The sequence below is a fragment of the Roseateles sp. GW835-FHT13E02 genome, from assembly GCF_058794035.1.
In genome coordinates this window covers 112,911-133,938 of sequence record NZ_JBXAGJ010000004.1, presented here as the reverse complement: position 1 = coordinate 133,938, position 21,028 = coordinate 112,911, and the positions used below count along the sequence as shown (strand labels likewise).

Here is a 21,028-nt window from a genome sequence, read left to right as displayed (position 1 = left end):
ATTCTGACGCGGGGGGGCATGGGACGCAGCAACTAACCATCAGGATTTGCAAGGCGGTAAGCAAGCACGCGTTCGACTAAATCCTCTAGTGATGCGTTCAAGTTTGAATAGTCTCGTGCTGGAAACTCAACATAGGTCAAGTTGTATGCGCGCGAAGCGGCATTTTTGAGTGCTGCGTGAGTTCCACTCGGTGCGACAAAGTAATGCGTATTGGTGCTTGGTGCCGAAATTGTCGCATTCTCAAGCGCTAGTTGAATATCCGGATCGGCGAGGCTGTACCCGAGGAAGAGAATCGTATGAGTAAGACACAGGGCGTCCAGAACTCGAAAGAATTGTCCGTACTGGCGTCGGGCTTCAAAGTATCCAGAGCGAGTGAGGACCATATGGTCTGTTTGGGATATGCAGCCATGAGCCTTGATGACAGTGCGAGTGGGTGACCTTAATTGCTGTACTAAATGTGAATCAGTGTATTTGACAATGTTGTAACCAGCGGCGGCCGCGCCCCCTGTGCAATATCGATCGTAGATTTGATCGAAATTGGTAGTGATCGCAATCTTTGGATCAAGATTTAGAACGTGTTCGTGAATCGTGGACTGCCGAAAACGCGGTAACTCAAGCATTTGGCGCATTGCATCTGCGTAATCCGCGCGATTTATGGCTGCTGCAATTACTTCAGCAGCATCAAGGAACTTCAGTTCGTCAATGAGCTGTGTAGCTAGAGTGCGGTCAGGTCCCGCTGGGACACGGGCATTTAACTCGGTTAGCAGGCCACGCCAGTCTGGCGGGCGACGGTTGGAGTCGCCCATCGTAGGTGTGCACGCTGCCGATGCTCCCGCACCGAAGAAGATGATGCATCGCCGTGCGGCGAGCTCCTTTACAAGTGCTTCGCTCCAGTCAATCATGGCTCTACAGACCAATATTTCTGAGGAAGTTGTCAGCGATTTGACGTATCCGCACTTCGTAGTTTTCGATCATTTTGTAGTGAGAGCCGACGATTCCGTCGCTGGAAGCTAGCTCGCCAATAGGGGATGCACGAGTCTGTGCCAGCGGAATTAGGCTGTACATATGCGGAATGTCACCGAGCTTCAGTGAGTTCAAAGAAATCTGGTTGACGCTGAATGTTTTTCGAAGTATGTCGACTTCCTGTGGTACTTTTGCGAGGATTTCTTCATATCGAGTTGTAGCAATCCTCTCGCCTTGTTTTGACTTTGTGAGGTATTGATTCAATGTATACCCTACAAAGCCAAACCTTATGCTGGGTACATTCGGGATTGCATAGCGTGCTAGCGCCCCGGGTGATAATTCATTGCAGCGAGCTACGCCGTGCTCGTAAGTCGAGATTGCATCACTTAACCAATGTTGAATGTTTCGGATGCCAAGGATGCTAAAAATATCCGACCCCATTGGAGTAACGAAGAAGTCGCATCCCAGTAGCACACTCCTGTTGATTGCTCCAAGGCTTGGGCCAACATCAAATAGGATGACGTCGTAGTCCGCCGCAGAGCGAGAACAGAGAGAGCGAGCCCAGTTAGTTTTTCGATAGCCGCCGATATCGCCCGCTGAAACTTGAGACCAAGCGAGGCTTAGTCGATCCTCTAGAAAAGAGAAAGACGGGTGTCCCGCCAAGAGATCGCAGCCGAATCGATGACGTTGGCTCGTAATGGGAACGATGGTCGGAGAAAGCTCCGAATCTCCTTCCTGTATCGGCCTCATTAGGTCCGCGATAGTCGTAATCGGTTCGTGCTGACTTTCCCAATAAAAACTCGCGGCAAACTCTTCGCCCATGATCAGTTGGGTTGTATTGCACTGCGGGTCGCAATCGACGAGCAGAACACGCAGGTTGCGATGCAGCGCGAGGTAGGCGGCAAGGTTGCAAATAAGGGTGGTCTTGCCGACACCTCCCTTGTTGTTGAACATTGCTACGGATTTCATCGTTTCCTCGTCAAAGACTCAGTTCTTTCGCTGGTGTGAGTATCCATGGTCTCGGCCGAACTATTTGCGTAATGCTGGGTAGCGCTGAGGGCGCAGAGGCGCAGGCCTTTTGTCTGCAGGGCTAGCGTGCCGCTTCAGTTCCCCATCCGAATGCCACCCGCCCTCAATGATCAAAATGCAACCTCAACACCGCCTGCCCGTTCCCCAGGCTGGCGCTGCTGAGCTTGTCGGCCAGGTGCCGAATCAAGACGCCGGAGACGCGGGCCATGGCGGCGTCGAGCTGGCGTTCAATGTCCTCTTCGCTGTCCATCAGCGCATCCAGATCCAGCGACGCTTCCGCCGCTGCGGCTGCGCCCGCTGAGCCATTTCCCGACCCCGCAGCTGACGCCCCCAGCCTCAGCGGCTCCCCCTCATGCAGCAACTCCAGATCGAAGTTGAATTCATCAAAGCTGCCGCGTATCACCAGCAGGCGGCCGCCGCCTGCGGCTTGGATGGCTTCGCTGGCTTCCAGCGCGGCCAGGGCGGCGCGGCGGACGATGTCCATGCGGGCGCCCCAGGCGGCGCCTTGGCGCTCGACAAAGGCGGTGAGCTGGTGGTTGATGCTTGAGCCTTGGCCGGGGTCCAGCTCGCAGCTGGCGCGCATGCGGGTGCCGAGGCGGAACAACAAATTCAAGCCCATCACGCAGACGCCGGTGACCACAAAGCCATCGCCGGCCAGCATGGCCACGCCCTCGGGCAGGCCTTGGCTCAGGCCCGGCATCAGCATGGTGGCCAGGCCGGCGCAGAGCGACAAGCCGACCATGAAGATGCCGCGGCTGTCGAGCGCGCGGGTGGCGATCATCTCGATGCCGGAGACGATCAGGTAGGCGGCGGCATAGAGCGAGATGGCGCCCAGCACGGCCTGCGGGATGAGTGTGAGCGCCATGGTCAGCAGCGGGCTCAGGGCCACCAGCAGCAGCAGGGCCGCGCAGGCCAGGCCGATGTAGCGGCTGCTGGAGCCGGTGGCGTGCACCAGGGCGATATTGGCCGAGCTGGGCGCGGTGGGGAAGCTGCCGAACAGGCCGCTCAAGAAATCACTTGCGCCGTTGGCGCGGATGCCGCGGCCCACCATCTGCATGTCGGCGCGGCGCCAGTCGGCGTTGTCGGTCTTGTCCATCACGATCAGGCAGCCGATGTTGTCCAGCTGGTTGAGCGTGGCGATCAGCACGATGGCAAAAATGATCTCGGGGCCCAGGTTAAAGCTGGGCGCAATCGGCTGCGGCAGGGCCAGCCAGGGCGCGCTGTGCAGCCACTCCAGGCCCAGCAGCCGGTCGCTGAGCGCGGCGATCAGCAGGCCCATCAGCAAGCCCGCCAACACACCCAGCAGCTTGAAGCGCCGCCCGCCCCAGACCGAGAGCACGACGATGCTGGCCAGGGTGGCGCCCGAGATGAGGGCGCTGATGCCGTCGATCTGCAGGGTTTGCAAGCCGGTGGCTGCGCCGGCTGAGGCGTCATGGATGCCCAGGGCATTGCGCATGGCCGGCTCCACCAGGCCCAAGCCACCCATGCACACCACCGTGCCCACCACGGTGGGCGGGAAGAGGGCGCGCAGATGGCGCATCAGCGGGCCCACGCAGAGCGTGACGCCGGCGGCGATCAGGCTCACCTGCACCAGGGAGCCCAGGCCGTAGCTGGCGATGGCCGCGCCGGCCACGGTGATCATCATCGGGTCGGGCTGGAAGACCAGCAGGGTGCCGCTGCCCCAGCGCCCGCCCCAGGCCTGCAGGGCCGTGCCCATGGCCATGCCCAGCAGGGTCATGGCGACGATGGAGTGGGTTTGCGGCAGGCTTAAACCCGCGATCTTGGCAGCGGCCAGCACATGGGCGATCAGAGCCAGCACCATGGCCGCATGTTGCAAAGCCAGCAGGCCCAGGGCGCCGCGCGGCGGGCATTCATCGGCCGCGTAGATCAGCTCGAAGGGCCGGCGCACCGGCTTGGACGGGGGCAGCCAGCGGCTCAGAGCGTGGTGGATCAAGGTGTGGGACTCTCAGGTCTTGGTGGAGGGCGCCGTGGCCATGGCTGTACCCGTGGCTGTGAGCGGGCTGTCCAGCAGCAGCACATAGCGCCGCGCCAGCCAGACACAGCGTTCGAACACGGTGGTGGCGCTGAAGACGGCCTGGCGCAGGCCGGCTTCCAGATCGCTGCCTTGCAGGCGGCGGCGGATGCCGTCCATCAGCTCCGAGCGGTCGTGGGTGAGGCTGCGCAGCAGCTCCAGGTCTTCGGCGTCGGGCTGGGCGCGGGCGGCGGTTTCGGCCAAGGCCTCCAGCATCAGGTGCAGGCTTTGCACCAGCTGGTCCAGCAGCTGGGCCACGGTGGCGCGGCCGGCCTCATCGACACCATCCTCATCATCCCCGCCGCTGGCCACCTGGGCGGCCTGGTGCAGCTCCACCAGCGATTCCTGCAGCGAGGCGAGCAGGCGGTTGCGGTCGCGCAGCACCATGCTGCGCTCCAGCACATCGCGGCTGCGCTGGCGGTCGGCCAACTCCACCAGGAACTGCTCGCAGAGCTGCAGCACCTGACTCTCGGCGGCCTGGCGTGTGTCTGCCGAGGTCAGGGCTGCGGGTGCGTCCTGACGCAAGGCGTCAAGGTAGGCGGGCAGGCAGGCGAGCAGGCGCTGCTGCTCCTTGTCGGCCAGCAGCAGGGCGGTTTCGGCTTCGTCCAGGGCTTCGTCGTGCACGAAATGCGGCTTGCTCAGGTTCTCTTGCAGCGAGGGTGCGGCCCAGGCCTCCAGCCAGCGCAGCGAGGGCGCCTCCAGCGCGCGGCTGGCCAGATCGCTGAGCAGCTGCACCACCATGTAGAAAGCCGCCAGCCGCGCCGGCAGGCCCATCTGGAACTGGTCCAGCAGGCGGCCGAAGGGGTCGTCCAGCAGCCAGCGGTTGCCGGCGTAAAACGCCAGCGTCAGCACCAGGCCCTGCAGGCGCAGCAGCACCTGGAACAGCACCAGCTGGCGGGCGCTGCCCTGCAGGCGGCCGGCCAGGCTCCAGGCCGAGGCGGCCGAGCCCAGGCCGGCGCCCATCACCAGCATGGCGCCGCCGTTCCAGCCGATCAGGCCGCCGGCCGCCAGGCTCATGGTGATGACGACCACGGTGGTGGACGATTGCGCCGCCCAGGCCACGGCCGCGCCGATGGCAAAGCTGGGCAGCAGCCAGACACCCAGCTCGCTGATGTGCAGGCGCAGCCAGGGTTCGGTGCGCAGCAGGGCGGCGCCGCTCTTGATGAAATCGGTGCCCAGAAACAGCAGGCCCAGGCCCAGCAGGGCGCCCACGGCATGGCGCCAGCGGGTCGATTGGTCGATCTGCCGGTAGTAGGCGATGCCGGTCAGCCCGACCAGGCACAGGGCCAGGGCGTGCAGGTCGATGGCGGCCACCAGGGCCAGCATCGAGGTGCCGAGATTGGTCCAGCGGATGATGGGAAACGCGCGTTTGCGGTCCATGGCGCCGGCGGTGACCAGGGCCACCAGCACATGGATGACGGCGTTGACGCTTTGCATCACCGCGCCGGCCAGCAGGCCGAACAGGGCCAGCGAGCCCGGGCCGGTGACGGCGCGCGCGATCAGCTGGCGCAGGCGGCGGCCGATCACCTGGCGCAGATTGCTGCTGATCAGGCGAACGCCGATGAAGAACAGGCCCAGCCCGGCGAACAGGCTGATGAAGATGGTCATGGACGGGGGTACTCCGGGCCGAGCGCCGGGCCGCTCCCAAGCCGGCCCGTCGGGCGATGTGCTCGCGGCTCAATGCCGTGAGCATCGCCGTCCCCTCGGGGGACCGACCGGGCTGGCCCGCGTTCAGCGGGGCAAGACAGGGCGAGGGGCATGTCAGGCGTTCAGCTGGCGCAGACCCTCAGCGCGATCACTCACGCTGTCGATGATCTTCAGGAAGCCGCTGATCTCGAACACCTCGCGCACATGCTGGGGCAGGCCGCAGAGCAGCAGGCGGCCTTGCGCCTGCTTGGCGCGCTTGGCCGCCATCAGCACCACGCGCAGGCCGGCGCTGGAGATGTAGTCCACGGTGGCGAAGTCCAGCAGGGCGCGGGCGCCGGGCGTGGCGAACAGGTCTTGCACGGCCAGCTCGAAGGCGCCGGCGCTGGCGCTGTCGATGCGGCCCTTGAGTTGAACCAGGCGGGCGCCTTGCTCATCGCTGCTGTGGTGTTCGAAGCTCATGGAGGTGTCTTTCTTCAGATCGAATTTGGGGTGGCGCTGGAAAGAAGCGTTAGCGCTTGAGTGTCTTCAGCAGGACGATCAGGTTGCCGCTGCCGTCGTAGAAGGCGCGCACCTCGTCCATCATGGTTTTGACCATGTGCACACCCAGGCCGCCCACTTCGCGCGCTTCGACGCTGGCGTCGAGGCTGGGGGCGGGGGCTTGGACGAAGGGGTCGAAGGGCGGGGCGTCGTCCTTGAGGATGATTTCCAGCCATTCGTCCGAGCGCGAGAGCCGCACATGGATGGGGCGGTCGGGCGCGCCGTGCAAGCCGTGCTGGATGGTGTTGGTGATCAGCTCTTCCAGGCAGAGGTTGACGGCAAAGGCCAGGTCGGGGCGCTCGGCCAGGGCCTCGTCCACGGCCTCGGCCAGGGCGGCGATCTCCTCCACGCGGCTGTCCAGGCGGTACTCCAGCAGCAGGGTCTTGTTCTTCAGTTCCAGGGGGGCATGGCTCACGGTCAGAGCTCCTCGGGCTTGTGGGCTGGCGGGCGTGTCGGTGGTGGAGGGAACGAGCAGGGCGGCGTGCGCCTCGCCCTGCGGCTTGCGGCAGAGCAGCAGGGCGGTCAGGTCGTCGCTGGGTTCGGCGCTGCCGACGAAGGCTGCCACATCGCGCACCAGGCTGGCCAGCTTGGCGGCGGCCTGCGGCTCGCGGCTGCTGCGCAGCCAGGCGATCAGGCGGTCGTCGCCGTAGGCCTGTTCGGCGGCGTTGAAGGCTTCGGTGATGCCGTCGGTGTAGAGCAAAAGGGTGTCGCCGCAGGCCAGGCGGGCATGCTGGCGGCTGTAGCTCATGCCGGGCAGCACGCCGAGGGCGATGTCGCGCGGGCAGTCCAGGGCCAGCACCTCGCCCTGCGCGGTGCGCAGCAAGGGGGCGGGGTGGCCGGCGCTGGCGTAGGCCAGGCTGCCGTCGCGCGGGTCGTAGATGCAGTAGCAGGCGGTGACGAACAGCTCCATCGGGTTGCGCCCGCTGAGCATGTCGTTGGCGCGGGCCAGCACCTCCTCGGGGCTCAGCTCGTCTTGTGCCAGGTCTTGCAGCACCGTGCGCGACACCGCCATGAAGAAGGCCGCGCCCACGCCCTTGCCCGCCACATCGGCGACCAGAAAGCCCCAGCGTCCTCCGGACAGGGCGAAGCAGTCATAAAAGTCGCCGCCCAGCTCGCGCGCCGGGTGCATGCAGGCCTGCATGGAGAAATCCGCCGTGTCCGGGAAGTGCTGGGGCAGGATGGCCTGCTGCATGTCGCGGGCCGACTCCAGCTCTTCCTGCACACGCAGGGCGGCCAGGTGCAGCTGGTCGTTCTTGTCGGCCAGCTCCAGGGTGCGCTGCTGCACCAGGCGCTCCAGCTCGCGCTGGCGCGATTCGTTCTGTTCGCGGATCACATCGAGCAGGCGCCCGACCTCGGAGGCGACGGTGTTGAAATTGCCGGCCACCAGGACCAGCTCGTCCTGCGTGTCGATGCGGATGCGGGTGTCCAGCCGCCCGGCGCAGAAGTCTTGCGTGCCCTGCGAGAGCTGGCGCAGCGAGCGCAGGGTCGAGACATAAATGCCGGCGAAGAGGTAGGCGATCGCCGCCATCGCTCCCACCAGCAGCGCGCCCACCTGCCACTGGCTGCGGCGCAGCTGGGTCAGGCGCTCCTGCAGCAAGGCATCGGCCTGCACGGTGCTGGCCACCAGCAGGGCCTGGGCCTGGGCGAGGTTGGCGCTGGCGATGGGGCGCAGCTCGGACAGGGCTTGGGGCGTGTCCAGCACCTTGTCGACGGCGTCTTGCTGGCGCTCGATGCGGGCCAGCAGCTCATCGAGCTGGGCCTGCAGGCCGGCGCGGTCGCCCGGGGCCAGCAGCTGCTGCATGCCGGCGCGCAGGGCCGGCGTGGCCTCGCTGAGCACCACCTGTGCAGCCACGGCGTAGCTGGCCATGCTGTCGCTGGACAGGGCCAGCGCGTCCTGCTGCTTGGCCAGGGTTTCCATCAGCAGGGGCAGGCGATGGCTGAGCATCTCAAAGGCCGCGTCCAGCGTCGGGTCGACATTGAGGCGGTGGGCGCGGGCGCTCTCGCGCATCAGGGCCAGCAAGGCATTGATGGTGCCGGTGTGGGCGGCAAAGCGGCGCTGCGCGTCGTCGTCCTGCGCGGCCAGGTCTTGCAGCTGCTGCCATTGCTGCTGCAGGCGCTGGGCCAGGGCGGGCAGGGTGCTGGGCAGGGCGCTGTTCGGCAAGGGCGGCGCGGCCGCCCAGTCCAACAGGACTTTCAGCTCGGCGCGGGCGGCCTGCTTGTCGGCGCGTTCGGCCTTGAGTTCACCGCGCTGGCGCACCAGGGTGTTGAGCACGGCCGCCTGCTGCGCCAGGGCGGCCAGGCCGCGGCGTTCCAGCTCTGCGCTCTGCGCGTCTTGCCCGGCCTTGCGCAGCAGCGGCCAGCTCAGCAAGGCCAGGGCCAGCAGCATGACCGCGCCGACCAGCAGGAATTTGCGCGAAAAACTCAGCCGCCCCGACAACCAGCTGGCCGGCGCCAGCAGGCGCAGCCAGGAGGCCTGTTCCAGGCCGGGGTCGGTGGCGACGGCTTTCATGGCCGGGTCAGTCCAGATTGGCGGTCAGCAGGACCTTCACGCCGGCGCCGCTGGGCTTGCGCGAGACATAGCCGATGGCGCCCGGCGTGCTTTGCACCAGGCGGGTCACTTCCTCATCGCTGTCCACCTGGCGCGGCGGCAGGCCCATGCCGGTGAAGCTCTGGCGCGCCCAGTAGGCGCGCAGCTGGCCGGGGCTGCGGCCGGTCACCTGGTCGTAGAAGCTGCGGCGCAGGCTGGTGCCTTCGCGCAGATCGATGGGCTGGATGGGCTGGCCGTCGGGCCAGTTCTGCTGCTGGCGCAGAAAGATCTGGGTGACGCGCTCGGGGCTGATCTTGTCCAGGGCCACATCCTTGTGGGCGATGACGATCAACTCGGTGGCCGCCAGGGCCGGCTGGGGCGCGGTGACCCAGAACAGGGCCAGCAGGGCCGTCATGGGCAGGGCGACGCGTGGCAGCAGGGAGGAGAGCAGATTCAATTTCATGGCGGGGCCCTCCTCAGAACACCAGGTCCAGCGTGACGCTGAACAGCTGGAGCTTGTGCTTGAAGGGCAGGGCGGGCACGGCCAGGGGGCCGGGCGTGCCGGGGCTGGGCGTGCGCATCAGGTCGAGCTGGGTCTTGAGCGCCAGGTTCTCGCGCCAGTCCCAGCGCAGGCCCAGGCTGAGCGAGCGGCTGCTGATGTTGGCGAACTGCTGGGCCGTGTCGAAGCCTTGCTGCAACTGCTGCAAGCCCCCGTCGAGCTGAGGGCTGAGGCCGGTGGTCGCCAGGGCGCTGGTGTCGAGCACGGCGCTGGAGCGCTTCATCTGGGCCACGGCGAGGTAGGGCGTGAAGTCACCGAAGCTGCGCGCCAAGGTCAGGCTGTAGCCGCGGCCGCGGCCGACTAGGTCGTTGTGCGGGTTCATCCAGGTCAGCTCGGCCAGCACACGCCAGTGCTGCCAGTTGCCGTCCAGGCCGATGCTGGTGTAGTCGGGCCGGTTGTCGAAGGGGTTGCGCAGGGCCGTCAGGCCGCGCGACTTGGCCTGCAGCGCCGCCAGCATGGGCGCCGGCAGCAGGGGGTTCTGGGCCAGTTGCTGCAGCGCGCCGTTGACTTGATCCAGGCCGCTGTTGAGTTGGTCGACCTGGGCGGAGCGCAGCACATAGCGGTCGATCCGGGTGTGCGAGACGCGCAGGGTCAGGTCTTGCAGGTTGGCGCTGAGGCTGAAGCCCAGCAGGCCGCGCAGGCTGGCATCGGCCGAGATGGCGGGCGCGAAGTTGTTGAAGCGGTGGGTGTAGTCGTAGCGGCCGCCAAAGACCTGGGCCAGCAGGCTGGCATCTCCGAGGTTGAGGCGCCAGTGCAGATCGGCGCCGTCCAGGCTGGCCACGCTGTTGGTCAGGGCGTAGATGGCCGGCGCCGGGCGCACGGTCAGGTTGGCATAGCCGATCTCGGCGATGCTGGAGTCGAAGAACAGCGGGCTGCGCAGGCGGCCCAGGTTCAGGCTCAGGCCCTGGCCCAGCTGCTGGCGCAGGGCGGCGATGCGCAGGCGCGGCTTCATGTCCTCGCCGGCCCGGGCCACGCCTTGCACTTGCAGCGTGGTGCCCTGGGCGGGCTGCCATTCCAGCTGCAGACCCAGGGCCGTGTCCATATTCGCCGACCAGCCTTTTTGCACCGGCCGCAGCTGCGAGAAGGAGGTGGTGACGCCGGCCGTGGCGTTGTCGTTGTGGGCCAGTCCCAGGGTGGCAAAGCCGGAGAAGCGCAGGGCGCTGCCCTGGCCTCCGCCCGATGCCGCCGCTGCAGCCGCTGCACCTGGTTCGCCGGCTTCGTCCGCCGCGCGCGCAGCGGGGCTGAGCAGCAGCAGGCCCAGCAGCCCGGCCAGCGCCCAGCGGGCGGTGTGCGGGCCCTGGGCTCGGTGTTGTTTGGTCATGACGCAATCCCTCGCTGTGACCCGCGTTCTGGGAGCGGGCCTGAAATTGAGCGAGAGCTTGCCGGGCTAGCGTTGAATTTGCGTTGAATCGCCGCCCAGCCAGGCCTGGCGCTGGGCGGCCGTGCGCTGCAGCAGCAGGCCGGCGCCCATGGCCTGGCCGGCCTGCTGCGCCTGGGCCAGCGCTTGCATGATCTCGCCCGGCCCTTCGCCCAGGGCAGCCAGGGCCTGGGCGCGCATGCGCCAGAGCTCGGGCAGCAGGTAGAACTCCTGGCGCTCGCGCGCCTTGGGCAGGCAGGCGTCGATCTGCGCCAGGGCCTCTTCGGCCTGGCCCAGGTTCAGCAGGGCTTCGATCAAAAAGGACAGAAACGTCGCCTCGGTGCTGGGCATGGCCACGGCCGAGGCGCTGGCCGCCTGGCGGATGGGCAGCAGGCCGGCCGGGTCGCCGCCGGCCGCCTGGCTCCAACCCAGCACCAGGGCGCCCACCGCCTGCCACAGGGCCAGGCCGTGGCGCTGGGACAGGGCCAGCAGCTCCAGGCTCAGCGGCATGGCGGCCTCGGGCCGGCGCAGATGGCGCTGCAGCACGGCGGCCATGGTCAGGGCAAAGCCCAGGGTCTGGGCATGTCCGAGCTCGCGCGCCTGTTGCAGGCCCAGCTGGGTTTGTTCCAGGGCTTCGTCCACCCGGCCTTGCAAGGCCAGGGGCCAGCCCAGCATGGCCCGCGCGGCAATGCCGCCGTGCTCGCCGAAGCGCTGGGTCAGTTGCTTCAGTTGGCGGGCGGGCAGGCGGTCACCAGCGGCCGCGGCCTCGGCCAGGGCCTCGCAAGAGGCCTGCAGCTGGCCGAGGAAGAACAGGTTGTTGCCCAGGGCATAACGCGCTTGCACAGCGGCGGCGGCATCTCCGGTGTCGGCGGCCACAGCCAGCAGCTCCTGCGCCAGGGCCAGCACCGGGCGCTCGTCCGGGCCGCTGCGGCTGCCCAGCCACAGGCCCCAGAGCGCCTGGAAGCGCTGTCCCGGGCCGCTGCTGGCGCCGGGCTCGTCGCAGGCCTCCAGCGCCTGGCGGTAGCACTGGCGCGCGGCCGGCGAGCCATAGCCCTCCAGGGCCAGCAGGCCATGGCCCAGGCCCATCAGCAGGGGCAGGCGCAGGCGCTGCACCAGGGCGGGCGAGGCCTCGGGCAGCTGCAGGGCGGCCAGGCCTTGCTCGAAGCCGTGGCGCGCTTCCTGGTGCGCCGATTGGGCGGCGGCCCGCTCAGCCGCCTGCAGCCAGTAGTGCGCGGCCACCGGGTCGCCGGCGGCGTGCAGATGCTGGGCCAGGGCCTCGGGCGCATCGGCGGCCAGGCTGGCAAACGGGCCCATCAAGGCCTGGGCGGCGCGGCGGTGCAGGGCGCGACGCTCGGCGGCGCTGAGGGTCTCCAGCGCCGCGTCGCGGATCAGGGCATGGCGGAACTGCCAGTGCTGCGGGCCGATGGCCTGCAGCAGATCGAGCCGCGCCAGCTGGGCCAGCTGTTGCTGCAGCGGGCCGGCGGGCAGCTGCAGCAGCTCTTGCAGCAAGGCGGGCGAGCAGCTGCTGCCCAGCAGGGCCGCACCCTGGGCCAGGCGCTTGGCCTCGGGCGGCAGTCGGTCCAGGCTGGCGGCCAGCAGGTCCCAGAGCGTGGCGGGCACCTTGTCTTCGGGACGCAGGCGCAGCGAGCGGGCCAGCTCTTCGGCAAACAGGGGCACGCCACCGGCGCGTTGCAGCACCTGCAGGCGCTGGGCCGGCGGCGGCGGGCTGCCGTCGAGCTGGTCGATCAGGCGGCCCATGTCTTCGGCCGGCAGGGGCTGCAGGCTCAGGCAGAGCTCGAGGCTGGCGCGCAGCTCCTCGGGCGGCGCTTCGCGCGAGCTGAGCAGCAGCAGGCCCGGGGCACGGCTTGCGGTGGGGCGCTGCAGGTGCAGTTGCAAGAGCTCCAGCGTCGAGGGGTCGGCCCAGTGCAGGTCTTCCAGCAGCAGCAGTTGCGGCCGGCCCTGGGCCAGGCCTTCGAACAGCTCGCAGAGCAGGGTTTGCAGCTCGCGCTTGTGCAGGGGTTCGCTGCCGGGCACGGGGCTCTGGGCCTGCTGCAGCAGCAAGGGGCGCAGCAGGCTGCGCGCGGCGGCCTGCGCCGCCGGGGCGATGCCGGCCTGTTGCAGCAGGGCGCCGAGGGCGTGTTCGGCCTGGGCTTCGTCGCCCTCCAGGGCCGCCCCCAGGCGCCTGCGCAGGGTGGCGCGCACGGGCTGCAGCGGGGTGTGGCGGTACTCGGGGCGGCAGTGCAGCTGCGAGATCGGCGGGGCGGGCTGACCGTGGCCGCTGCTCAGCTGCTGGCGCAGGGCCAGCAGCAGCTGGGTCTTGCCCAGGCCGGGCTCGCCCTGCACCCAGACCGTGCGGGCGGCCTGCTGGGCGCGCGCCCATTCCTGCTGCAGCTGGGCCAGCTCGGCGCTGCGGCCGACCATGGGCTTGAGCGTGTCCAGGCGGCTGGCGGCCTGCAACGGGCGGGCGCCCAGCAGCTCGGCGCTGCCGCCTGCGGAGCTGGGGGCGGTGAAGCGGTGGTGGCGCTCGCTTTGCTGCTGCAGCTCGGCGCTGACGTGGATGCGCCCGGCCTCGGCCTGCAGGGCCAGCTTGCGCGCCTGGCGCGAGAGCGCGCCGACGCTGTCGGGCGAGGCCTGCTCGGGGTCGGCATGGACCCAGCCCACATGCAGGCCCTGGCGCAGGGCCCAGGGCTCGTGTTCGGTGTTGTGCGCTGCAGCCAGCTCCAGCGCAGCGTCCAGGGCCAGGCGCGGTGCCTGCTCCTGCGCACGCGGGTGGCCGAAAAAGGCCAGCAGCTCGCCGCCCTCGGCCCGCTGCACATGGGCGCCGCGCGCCTGCAGCAATTGCCGGGCGGCGTGCATCCGCGCCTGCAGGGCGGCGGCCAGGGCCTCGGCCTCGCGGTCGGCCTGCTCGGCCGGGGCCTCCCATTCGCAGGCCAGGGCGACGACGCGGCGGCGCTCGGCGCGGGCGGCGGGGCCGGGCGGCGTGTGCGCGCCGCTGTGGCGCAGGCGCTCGGCCAGCTCCAGGGTGGTGGCTTGCGGCTGCAGCTGCAGCTCGGCCTGCAGCTGGGCGCGGAACTGCTCGAACAAGGCCAGGGCCTCGCCCGCGGCCGAGGGCGCCAGCATGCGCAGGCAGCGGCGCAGGGCGGGCTCGCACCAGGGGTCCTGGGCCAGGGCGCGGCGGGCGCAGGCCAGGGCGGCCTCGGTCTCGCCGGCGTCTTCGTGCAGCTGGCCCAGCGTCTCCAGCAGCTGCTGGGCCTGGCGCAGCAAGGCCTCGCGGCGCGGCTGCAGCCAGGCTTCAAAGCCGGGCGCCTCGGGCAGCTGCAGGCCGTCCAGCAAGGGGCCGCGGTAGAGGCTCAGGGCTTGCTGCAAGGCCTGGCGGCGGGCCTCGGGTTGGGGCGTGGCGGCGTCCAGCTGGGCCAGGGCGAAGTCACGGCAATCCAGCTGCCAGCCCAGGTCCTCACGCAGCTGCAGCTGTTTTTTGTTGTCGCTGATCAGTGGCTCCAGCGCGGGCTGATCGGGCCAGAGCTGGGCCAGCACCCGGCGCAGGTCAAACAGGGCGCGGCGCAGATTGGCGCGCGCTTGGTCCAGCGTCGAATCCGGCCAGAGCGTTTCGGCCAGCAGCTCGCGCGCCAGCGGCCCGGTCTGCAGCACCAGCATGGCCAGCAGGGCGCGCACCTTGTCGTAGGGCAGGGGCAAGACCTGGCCCTCGGGGCCGCGCAAGTCGAAGCCGCCCAGCAGGCGCAGCTGGGGGCGCGGGGCGTCAGGGGCGGTCCGCGCGGGGGCTGTGGGGCGCGGAGAGACAGGAAAGTCAGGGGACTGGGGCGGCATGGTGCAAAGAAATCAGGCGGGAGTATGCCCGCCTGTTGTGACAGCCGCCCGGGGCCGGGCGCGGGCTGCTCAATCGGGGAGGGTCTCTCCGCGCCGCAGGATGCGGCCCGCCACCCGGGCCCGCCACAGCAGCCCAACGCTCAGGCCCAGGCAGAGCAGCACGCTGGGCACGGCGCCCTCGGCCCCGAAGGCGCCACCGCTGAGCCAGGTCGGGCCGTCGATTTCGGCCTGAAACCAGGCCTTGGCTTCGAAGCCGGACATGGGCACATCGAACACCCCCGCCTGCGCAAAGTTCCAGCCGAAATGCAGGCCGGTGCAGAGCCAGAGCCGGCGCGTCAGCATGTAGGCGGCGGCGAACATCACGCCCAACTCCAGGCCCAGGGCCAGCGAGGTGTAGAGGCTGGCATTGGGGTTGAACTGGTGCAGCAGACCGAAGATCAGCGAGGAGGCCGCCAGCGCAGCCCAGGAGCCCCAGGCCTGCTCCAGCAGGCGGAACAGCAGGCCGCGCAGCAGCAGCTCTTCGGCGAGCGCCACCACCAGCATGGCCGGCAGCACCGAGCTCAGCGCCACCCAGCCCTGGGCGGCGTCGAGGCCTTGCAAACGGTAATGGCCGGTCACGGCCAGCAGGCCGACATACACCGCAATCAGCAAGGTGGCCAGGCCGGCACCGGCGGCGAACTCCCGGCCGGCGCCGCGCAGGCCCAGCTCCAGCGCCGGGCGGCGCTCGACCCAGTGCACATAGCCGGCGTAGACGCAGAGCATCCAGCCGCCGCGCAGCAGATTGCCGACGACGCGCCAGTCGGGGTCGGCGGGGAGGACGAGCTGGATCAGCTTGGCGCCAAGGGCGAAAGGGGCACCGATCAGAACGAGGGCGATCAGCAGGCGGAGCAGGGGATGGCGAGGCAGGGACATGGGGGCCGGTGAACGAGTGAACGGGTGAACGGGTGAGGCGCGGGACTGAATGCGGGAGGCTAGGGCTTGGAGCTACCATGCGCAATTCACATGGATGCATAGTCGGCGATGCAAAAGCGTATGGATTCGAGCGAGCCGGCCCCGGCGCCGCGTTTGGATGCCCAGCAGTTCGACTGGGCCTTGCTGCGCGGCTTCCTGGCGATCTACCGGGCCGGCAGCGTGGCCGCTGCGGCGCGCAGCCAGCAGCTGCAGCAGCCGACGCTGAGCCGGCAGCTGATCGAGCTGGAGGCGCAGCTGGGCACGCGCTTGTTCGAGCGCAGCCGGCGCGGCCTGCACCCCACCGCCGCGGCCGAGCAGATCCTGGAGCACGCCCTGCAGATGGAAGAGGCGGCCAGCCGCCTGAGCCTGCGCCTGAGCGCGCGGCGCGAGCAGCTCAGCGGCACGGTGCGCCTGCACACCACCCAGCTGCTGGCCGGCCTCTTGGTGCCTGAGGTCTTGCCGGGCCTGCTGGCGGCGCGGCCGGGCCTGCAGATCGAGCTGATCTGCGGCGACGCACCGCCCGATCTGCTGGCGCGTGAGGCCGACATCGGCCTCTGGGTGGCCGAGCCGCCGCGGCCACTGGACCTGGTCTGCCGTCGCCTCGGCGAGTTCCAGATCCAGGCCTGCGCCAGCCCGGCCTATCTGGCGCGGCATGGCGAGCCCAAGGACCTGGCCGATCTGCTGGCTCAGCAGCACCGCCTGGTCGGCCCGGACAAGCTGCCCGAGATGCGGCGCTGGTTCGAACAGGTGGCGCCCGAGCTGAACCGTGCCCATTTCGTGCTGCGCACCGATGACAAGGCGGCCCTGCTGCAGGCGCTGAAAGCGGGCTTGGGCATCGGCTTTGCGGCCAGCTATCTGGTCGGGCCGGGCACGGGGCTGCAGCGCATCCTGCCGGCCCTGCCGCTGCCGCAGCTGCCGCTCTGGCTGGTGACGCACCGCGAGATCGTCAGCAACCCGCTGATCCGCAGCTGTTTCGACGGCCTGGCCGAGGACCTGGTGCGGCGCTTGTGAGCAGGAAGGCGGCGCGCAGGCTCGCCGGGGAGGCTGGGGCAGAATCGCCGCTCCCCTGTCCCCTTGGAAGTCTTGAACATGGCCTCAGTCTTGATCGTCGGCGCCTCGCGCGGCATTGGTTTGGAATGGGTGCGCCAGGCGCGCGCGGCAGGCGACCGGGTGGTGGCCACGGCGCGCGATGACGAGGGGCTGAAGCGCCTGCGCGATCTGGGTGCGGTGGCGCTGAAACTGGACGTCATGAACACGGCCAGCGCCTCCGGCCTGGCCTGGCAGATCGACGGCTATGCCTTCGACCAGATCGCCCTGGTGGCGGGGGTTTTCGGCAGCCGCACCACCGGCATGCAAACGCCCAGCGAGGCGGAGTTCAACACCGTCATGCAGACCAATGTGCTGGGCCCCATGCGGGTGTTGCCGCAGCTGCAGGATGCGCTGGCGCCGGGCGCGCGCATCGCCATCATCTCCTCGCGCATGGGCTCGATCAGCCTGCGCAGCGGCAGCCACGGCTGGCTGTACCGGGCGTCCAAGGCGGCGGTCAATTCGGTGCTCAAGGATGCCTCCCTGCTGATGCAGGGCAAGGCCTGCTGCATCAGCTTCCACCCCGGTTGGGTGCGCACCGATATGGGCGGCGCCGATGGCGACATCGATGTGCAGACCAGTGTGGCCGGCATGCGCACGGTGATGGCCGGTTTGAGCGCGGCCGACAACGGCAGCTTCATCAATTACGACGGCGAACGCCTGAGCTGGTGAGGGTGGGCGCATGGCCATGACGACGAAGACCCAGGCGGTGCTGCGGCGCCTGGCCTGGGGTGTAGGTGGGCTGTGCCTGGGCCTGCTCCTGCTGGCCTTGGCCTGGCTGGCCAGCAACAACCGTTGGATGGACGCCGAGCCGCAGCCGCGCCCGGCCGCGCTGCAGCCGCGGTCTGTTGCGTTGGCGCCCGAGGCCAATGTTTTCTTTGACCTGAGCGGCTTGTTCGCCGGTCCGCAGGCCCAGCCCTCGCGCGTGGGCCAGGCCTTGTGGGCCACGCCCACACCGGAGCAGGCCACCGTGGCCGATGCCCATCTCCTGCCTCAGCCACGCGATGCCGCCTGGAGCTGCAGCTGGGATCTGAACGACTGCCTGGGCTTGTGGCTGCAAGACAAGGAGGGCTTGCGCCTGCGCTTGGCCGAGCAGGCCCTGCTGCTGGAGCGCTGCACGGCCCTGGCCGATGGTCTGTCGGACGGGCGCCTGGGATTCGATGAACTGCTGCAGCAGCCGCGCGCGGAGCTGCGCCGCGCCAGCGACCAGTATCTGGGCCTGCCGGTGGCGCCGCATCTGCAGGGCGCGCGCGTCTGTGCTCGCGGCTTCCAGCTGCAGGCTGCCTGGGCGCAGTCCCAGGGCCAGGCCGAGGCGCTGCTGCGGGCGCTGGGCCGTACCCAGGCTTTGTCCCGGGCCCTGCTGCAAGGCAGCCAGAGCCTGATCTCCACCGTCCTGGCCTGGAACCATGAGCGGCAACGCTTGCGCCTGCAGGCGGGCTTGCTGGCGCTGGAGCCCGCCTTGGCATCGGGCTTGAGTGCGCAGCTGGAGCCTCTGCCCGAGCGCGCCCGCGACGCCGGCGTCTGGATGGCGGCCGAGTCCTTCTTCGGCGCCCAAGCCATGCAGGAGATGGCCCAGGTCTGCGGTCGCAGGGATGACGGCCAGCTGCTGGAGCAGGCCGGCCTGATCGACCGCTGGCTTTGCCACTTCGGTTTCATGCCGCAGCGCACCCAGCAGGCCAACGACGCCTGGTGGTTGCAGCAGCATGAGGCCGCCAAGGCCGGGCCCGAGGCCTTGCTGAAGCATTTGCAGGCGCAGCAGGCGCGCGAGTTCTCGATGTGGGCTCTGCCTTGGCGCAACACGATCGGCGCCATCCTGCTCGCGGTGGCCCAACCGGCTTTTGCCGACTACCCGGCCAAGCAGGCCGATCTGTTGCTGGACCATCGCGTGGCCCAGCTGGCGCTGGCCCTCGCCACACAAAACGTCCCCGTGGCTGAGCGTGCGGTCTGGCTGGCCAGGCAAGACCTGACCCCCAGCCAGCGCGAGCGCATCACGCTCAGCGAGGACGGCCTGAGCCTGCGTGTGCTGCCCTGGGCCAAGCCGGTGACACCCAGCCCCGGCGGCCTCAGTCGCAGCTGGCCGCTGCCACCGCTCTGACGAAGCGAGGTATCGCGGCGCGCGATACCGCCCGGGCCGCCCCCTGAGTCAGGGGGGATTCGGCGTTTGGCGTCGCTGGAGGTGCAGCCGACCGGAGAAGCCCGATGCCATCGGGCCTGTGCGGCCTCGGCCCAGCAGACCGGAGCTCAAGTGCCAACTTTTTACACCCGTGCCTGCGGGGGTGAGGGCGGGCCGCTGCTCTTGAATAATCCGCTCCGCCCAGCGATCTGCGGTCGCGGTTTGGCAGGGGGGATCTGGACCGGAGTTGAGGGACAGATCGACGAGGTGGTTCATGGATTGAGAGAACGATGGATTCATTCATGCATGCATGCATCCATTCATTCATTGCTCGGACGGACAAGACAAATGACGCAAACCAACAATCTGATTTCCAAAGTGAGCTTCGGCGCAGTGGCCCTGGCTCTGGCAGCAAGCGCCCAGGCCGGTGTGGTCGTGGGTTGGAACTTTGACAACGCGGCGCCCGGCCAGGCCGGCGGCGTTGCCGCATCGACGGCCGCAGCGGGCGTGAGCAACGCCAACTTCAGCACGGCCAACGCGGGCGTGTGGAACTGGGGTGCCCCCTATGGAAATGTCGTGGGGACGCAGTTTTTCGGCAGCAACAGCAACACGCTCTCGCTGAGCTTCACGCTGGCGAACTCGCTGAATGACCTGACCCTGTCCTTCACCCACTATCACAATCACAACTTCGGCAACACCAGGCCCAGCTACAAGTACGCGGTGCAGATCAACAGCGGCAGCGGCTGGACCGATCTGGCTGCCGACTTGACGGCCTCCTCTGCCACCACCAGCGCGACCGAGCACATCACGCTGAGCAGCGGCCTGGCCGCAGGCAGCTACTCCATGCGCTGGATCGGCTATGGCTTTGGCGCCGGCGGCCGCGACACCAACTCCGACTTCTTTGCCCTGAACGATGTGAGCTTGAGCCAGCGCAATCAGGTGCCCGAGCCGGCCTCGCTGGCCCTGGTGGGCCTGGCCCTGGCCGGCATGACCCTGGCCCGCCGCCGCAAGCAGGCCTGAGCGGAGCGGGTGCCCGCCCGATGGCGGGCGGGGGCAGACTGGCACAATCGCGGCGACGAAACTCGCCGTAACCGACCCATGCTGCTCAGTGAAGACCACCGCGCCATCCAGGACGCGATCCGTTCCTACGTCCAAGACCAGATCGCGCCCAACGCGGCCGAGTGGGACAAGAGCCACCACTTTCCCGCCGCCGAGCTGAAGGGCCTGGCCGAGCTGGGCTGCTACGGCGTGGCCGTGCCCACCGAGTACGACGGTGCCGGCCTGGACTATCTGGCTCTGGCCATCATCCTGGAAGAGATCGGCGCTGGTGATGGCGCCACCTCCACCGTGGTCAGCGTCAACAACTGCCCGGTCTGCTCCATCCTGATGGCCTTCGGCAACGAGGACCAGAAGCAGCGCTTCCTCAAGCCCCTGGCGCGCGGCGACATGCTGGGTGCCTTCTGCCTGACCGAGCCGCATGTGGGCTCGGAGGCCGGCGGCCTGCGCACCACGGCCGTGCGCGATGGCGATGAGTACGTGCTCAACGGCGTCAAGCAGTTCATCACCAGCGGCAAGAACGGCGATGTCGCCATCGTCATGGCCGTCACCGACAAGGCCGCAGGCAAGAAGGGCATCAGCGCCTTCCTGGTGCCCACCAGCACGCCCGGCTACCAGGTGGCCCGCATCGAAGACAAGATGGGCCAGCACGCCAGCGACACGGCGCAGATCAATTTCGAGAACTGCCGTGTGCCGGCGGCCAACCGCCTGGGCGAAGAAGGCCAGGGCCTGAAGATCGCGCTCTCGGGCCTGGAGGGCGGCCGCATCGGCATCGCCAGCCAGAGCGTGGGCATGGCGCGCGCGGCTTTCGAAGCGGCGCTCAAGTACAGCAAGGAGCGCGAGAGTTTCGGCCAGCCCATCTTCCAGCACCAGGCCATCCAGTTCAAGCTGGCCGAGATGGCCACCCAGATCGAGGCCGCGCGCCAGCTGATCTGGCATGCCGCCAGCCTGAAGGACGCCGGCCAGCCCTGCCTGAAGGAAGCGGCCATGGCCAAGCTCTTTGCCAGCGAGATGGCTGAGCGCGTCTGCTCCGCGGCCATCCAGGTACATGGTGGATACGGTTATGTCAGTGATTTCCCGGTGGAGCGCATCTACCGCGATGTGCGCGTGTGCCAGATCTACGAAGGCACCTCCGAAGTGCAGAAAATCCTGATCGGCCGCGCCCTGGCCTGAAGATCGATGCCGCCGGGCGCGTGAAGCGATGCTTCTCGCCCGGCTTGCGATCCGCGGGCATTGCTGGTTAGCATGACCTGCCCCGCCTTGCCTCGGGCCGCCCGACCGCCTTGCTGTCCCCCGTGTGCTGTTCTCTTTCTCGCTCCCCGGTCGGTGCCTGCAAGGCCGGAGGA

The 21,028-nt window shown here is 68.5% G+C and carries 15 protein-coding genes; 5 read left to right on the top strand and 10 right to left on the bottom strand.

The window, feature by feature from the left end:
* Positions 1-32: 32 nt before the first annotated feature.
* From AC1Q6P_RS05510 to AC1Q6P_RS05465, 10 genes are all read right to left on the bottom strand, one after another.
* On the bottom strand, positions 33-902 hold the full coding sequence (locus AC1Q6P_RS05510; RefSeq protein WP_492664460.1) for an SIR2 family protein: 870 nt from the start codon (positions 900-902) through the stop codon (positions 33-35).
* 4 nt (positions 903-906) lie between these two features.
* A complete protein-coding gene (locus AC1Q6P_RS05505) occupies positions 907-1,932 on the bottom strand; it encodes a ParA family protein (RefSeq protein ID WP_492664461.1) in 1,026 nt (341 codons plus the stop codon).
* 163 nt (positions 1,933-2,095) lie between these two features.
* Positions 2,096-3,946 (bottom strand): uracil-xanthine permease family protein, encoded by a 1,851-nt coding sequence (locus AC1Q6P_RS05500; RefSeq protein WP_492664462.1) that lies wholly within the window; start codon positions 3,944-3,946, stop codon positions 2,096-2,098.
* A 12-nt stretch (positions 3,947-3,958) separates the two neighbouring features.
* Positions 3,959-5,632, bottom strand: coding sequence for a Na/Pi cotransporter family protein (locus tag AC1Q6P_RS05495; RefSeq protein WP_492664463.1), 1,674 nt, complete (start codon positions 5,630-5,632; stop codon positions 3,959-3,961).
* Positions 5,633-5,785: 153 nt separating this feature from the next.
* On the bottom strand, positions 5,786-6,130 hold the full coding sequence (locus tag AC1Q6P_RS05490; protein WP_171827442.1) for an STAS domain-containing protein: 345 nt from the start codon (positions 6,128-6,130) through the stop codon (positions 5,786-5,788).
* Between the two features lie 49 nt (positions 6,131-6,179).
* Positions 6,180-8,717, bottom strand: a complete 2,538-nt coding sequence (locus tag AC1Q6P_RS05485; RefSeq protein ID WP_492664464.1) for an ATP-binding SpoIIE family protein phosphatase — start codon at positions 8,715-8,717, stop codon at positions 6,180-6,182.
* Between the two features lie 7 nt (positions 8,718-8,724).
* Positions 8,725-9,198: a hypothetical protein gene (locus AC1Q6P_RS05480; RefSeq protein WP_492664465.1), complete on the bottom strand. Its 474-nt coding sequence runs from the start codon at positions 9,196-9,198 to the stop codon at positions 8,725-8,727.
* A gap of 13 nt (positions 9,199-9,211) precedes the next feature.
* Positions 9,212-10,615 carry a hypothetical protein gene (locus tag AC1Q6P_RS05475; protein WP_492664466.1) on the bottom strand — a complete coding sequence of 468 codons (1,404 nt, stop codon included), beginning with the start codon at positions 10,613-10,615 and terminating at the stop codon, positions 9,212-9,214.
* A 66-nt stretch (positions 10,616-10,681) separates the two neighbouring features.
* Complete coding sequence (locus tag AC1Q6P_RS05470) at positions 10,682-14,476, bottom strand: ATP-binding protein (protein ID WP_492664467.1); 3,795 nt, start codon at positions 14,474-14,476, stop codon at positions 10,682-10,684.
* Between the two features lie 69 nt (positions 14,477-14,545).
* Positions 14,546-15,388 carry a CPBP family intramembrane glutamic endopeptidase gene (locus AC1Q6P_RS05465; RefSeq protein WP_171827447.1) on the bottom strand — a complete coding sequence of 281 codons (843 nt, stop codon included), beginning with the start codon at positions 15,386-15,388 and terminating at the stop codon, positions 14,546-14,548.
* 120 nt (positions 15,389-15,508) lie between these two features.
* On the opposite strand from AC1Q6P_RS05465, the gene AC1Q6P_RS05460 reads away from it, so the two are divergent.
* The 5 genes from AC1Q6P_RS05460 to AC1Q6P_RS05440 all read left to right on the top strand — a co-directional run bounded on the left by AC1Q6P_RS05460 (position 15,509) and on the right by AC1Q6P_RS05440 (position 20,855).
* The gene (locus AC1Q6P_RS05460; RefSeq protein WP_171827448.1) at positions 15,509-16,438 is read left to right on the top strand and encodes a LysR family transcriptional regulator; all 930 of its coding nucleotides are present in this window, start codon (positions 15,509-15,511) and stop codon (positions 16,436-16,438) included.
* Positions 16,439-16,516: 78 nt separating this feature from the next.
* Positions 16,517-17,185 (top strand): SDR family oxidoreductase, encoded by a 669-nt coding sequence (locus AC1Q6P_RS05455; protein WP_492664468.1) that lies wholly within the window; start codon positions 16,517-16,519, stop codon positions 17,183-17,185.
* 16 nt (positions 17,186-17,201) lie between these two features.
* Positions 17,202-18,608, top strand: a complete 1,407-nt coding sequence (locus AC1Q6P_RS05450; protein WP_492703078.1) for a hypothetical protein — start codon at positions 17,202-17,204, stop codon at positions 18,606-18,608.
* A gap of 366 nt (positions 18,609-18,974) precedes the next feature.
* Positions 18,975-19,646, top strand: coding sequence for a PEP-CTERM sorting domain-containing protein (locus tag AC1Q6P_RS05445; protein WP_492664470.1), 672 nt, complete (start codon positions 18,975-18,977; stop codon positions 19,644-19,646).
* A gap of 78 nt (positions 19,647-19,724) precedes the next feature.
* Positions 19,725-20,855, top strand: a complete 1,131-nt coding sequence (locus AC1Q6P_RS05440) for an acyl-CoA dehydrogenase family protein (protein WP_171827452.1) — start codon at positions 19,725-19,727, stop codon at positions 20,853-20,855.
* Positions 20,856-21,028: the final 173 nt, after the last annotated feature.

What these genes read in the sequence shown, in the direction of transcription:
- AC1Q6P_RS05510 (WP_492664460.1), bottom strand. Translation starts at nt 902, where the DNA reads ATGATTGACTGGAGCGAAGCACTTGTAAAGGAGCTCGCCGCACGGCGA.
- AC1Q6P_RS05505 (WP_492664461.1), bottom strand. Translation starts at nt 1,932, where the DNA reads ATGAAATCCGTAGCAATGTTCAACAACAAGGGAGGTGTCGGCAAGACC.
- AC1Q6P_RS05495 (WP_492664463.1), bottom strand. Translation starts at nt 5,632, where the DNA reads ATGACCATCTTCATCAGCCTGTTCGCCGGGCTGGGCCTGTTCTTCATC.
- AC1Q6P_RS05490 (WP_171827442.1), bottom strand. Translation starts at nt 6,130, where the DNA reads ATGAGCTTCGAACACCACAGCAGCGATGAGCAAGGCGCCCGCCTGGTT.
- AC1Q6P_RS05485 (WP_492664464.1), bottom strand. Translation starts at nt 8,717, where the DNA reads ATGAAAGCCGTCGCCACCGACCCCGGCCTGGAACAGGCCTCCTGGCTG.
- AC1Q6P_RS05480 (WP_492664465.1), bottom strand. Translation starts at nt 9,198, where the DNA reads ATGAAATTGAATCTGCTCTCCTCCCTGCTGCCACGCGTCGCCCTGCCC.
- AC1Q6P_RS05475 (WP_492664466.1), bottom strand. Translation starts at nt 10,615, where the DNA reads ATGACCAAACAACACCGAGCCCAGGGCCCGCACACCGCCCGCTGGGCG.
- AC1Q6P_RS05470 (WP_492664467.1), bottom strand. Translation starts at nt 14,476, where the DNA reads ATGCCGCCCCAGTCCCCTGACTTTCCTGTCTCTCCGCGCCCCACAGCC.
- AC1Q6P_RS05465 (WP_171827447.1), bottom strand. Translation starts at nt 15,388, where the DNA reads ATGTCCCTGCCTCGCCATCCCCTGCTCCGCCTGCTGATCGCCCTCGTT.
- AC1Q6P_RS05460 (WP_171827448.1), top strand. Translation starts at nt 15,509, where the DNA reads ATGGATTCGAGCGAGCCGGCCCCGGCGCCGCGTTTGGATGCCCAGCAG.
- AC1Q6P_RS05455 (WP_492664468.1), top strand. Translation starts at nt 16,517, where the DNA reads ATGGCCTCAGTCTTGATCGTCGGCGCCTCGCGCGGCATTGGTTTGGAA.
- AC1Q6P_RS05450 (WP_492703078.1), top strand. Translation starts at nt 17,202, where the DNA reads ATGACGACGAAGACCCAGGCGGTGCTGCGGCGCCTGGCCTGGGGTGTA.
- AC1Q6P_RS05445 (WP_492664470.1), top strand. Translation starts at nt 18,975, where the DNA reads ATGACGCAAACCAACAATCTGATTTCCAAAGTGAGCTTCGGCGCAGTG.
- AC1Q6P_RS05440 (WP_171827452.1), top strand. Translation starts at nt 19,725, where the DNA reads ATGCTGCTCAGTGAAGACCACCGCGCCATCCAGGACGCGATCCGTTCC.